This is a genomic window from Streptomyces niveiscabiei, from assembly GCF_001419795.1.
In the GTDB taxonomy this organism is placed as follows: Bacteria; Actinomycetota; Actinomycetes; order Streptomycetales; family Streptomycetaceae; genus Streptomyces; species Streptomyces niveiscabiei.
This window is the reverse complement of sequence record NZ_LIRL01000910.1, coordinates 1-1,379: the sequence shown is the minus strand read 5'-3', so window position 1 is coordinate 1,379 and position 1,379 is coordinate 1. Positions and strand designations below refer to the sequence as shown.

Annotated in this window: 1 protein-coding gene; it reads right to left on the bottom strand. The window is 73.6% G+C overall.

The annotated features are described in order from the left end of the window. Positions 1 to 49 precede the first annotated feature (49 nt). A complete protein-coding gene (locus AOK24_RS36755) occupies positions 50 to 1,300 on the bottom strand; it encodes an SLC13 family permease (protein WP_055724289.1) in 1,251 nt (416 codons plus the stop codon). Between the last annotated feature and the right edge of the window lie 79 nt (positions 1,301 to 1,379).

The following is a 1,379-nucleotide window of genomic DNA, read 5'->3' as shown; positions in this document are numbered from 1 at the left end:
CCCACAACCCCTGTCACCGCCGAGCCCCAAGAGCCCGGCGGTGACACGGTTACACGACCTGAAGCGCCCCCCACAACGCCACCACCGACCCCACCAGCGCCACCGGCACCGTCAGCAGCCCGAGCCGCGTGAACTCGCCGACGTCCACCCGCTCCTCGTGCCCGTGCACCACCCGCCGCCACAGCAGCGTCGCGAGGGACCCGGCGTACGTGAGGTTCGGCCCGATGTTCACCCCGAGGAGCACCGCGAGCACCGCCCCGGGCCCCACCGGCGCGGCCAGCGGCGCCAGCGCCAGGACGGCCGGCAGGTTGTTGATCAGGTTCGCGAGCAGCGCGGCCACCGCGGCGAACCCGAGCAGCGCGAGCAGCCCCGACCCGCCCGGCAGCACATGCCCGAGCGCGTCCCCGAGCCCGTTGTCGACGACACCGCGCACGACGATCCCCAGGGCCAGCACGAACGCGAGGAACCCGGGCGCCGCAGCCCGCACCACCTCGACCGGCCCGGCCTGCCCCCGCACCAGCGCGCGGACCGCGAGGACGAGCGCCCCCGCGAACGCCACCCACGCGGGCTCGACGCCCACCGCCGACGCGACGACGAACCCGGCGAGCGTCGCCGCGACCGTCACCAGCGCGAACATCGGCACCTCGGGCGCGGGCCCGTCCTCCTCGACGGCGTCCAGATCGGGCAGATCGGCGGCGAAGAACCGCCGCATGACCAGGTACTCCGCCCCGATCGCCACCACCCACGGCACCACCATCAGCGCCGCGAACCGCGTGAAGCTCAGCCCGCTCGCCGTGAACGCCAGCAGGTTGGTCAGGTTCGAGACGGGCAGCAACAGGGACGCCGTGTTGGACAGATGCGCGCAGGCATACACATGCGGCCGGGAGCGCACCTTCAGCCGGGTCGCCGTCGCGAACACGATGGGCGTCAGCAGGACGACCGTGGCGTCCAGGCTCAGGACGGCCGTGATGACCGACGCCAGCGCGAACACCGAGGTCAGCAGCCGCCGGGGGCGCCCCGCAGCGCGCCGCGCGAGCCACGCCCCGCACGCCGTGAACAGCCCCTCCACCGCGCAGAAGTGCGCCAGCACCAGCACGGCCGCGAGGAACCCGACGACCGGACCGAGCCGCTCCGCCTCCTCCCACGCGTCCCCGGCGGAGATCGCCCCGAGCGCCACGACCAGCACGGCGGCGGGCACCGCCACCAGAGCCTCCGACTTCCCGGAGGGCCGCAGCACCGCCCACCCGAGCGAGACGGCGAGCAGCACGGACGACAGGGACACGGCGAGCGCGGTGTTCAGGGCAGATCCTCAGGAGACGCGGGAGACGTACGGAGAAGGGCAACCCCTCATGAAAGAAGAAGGGCAACCCCTCATGAAA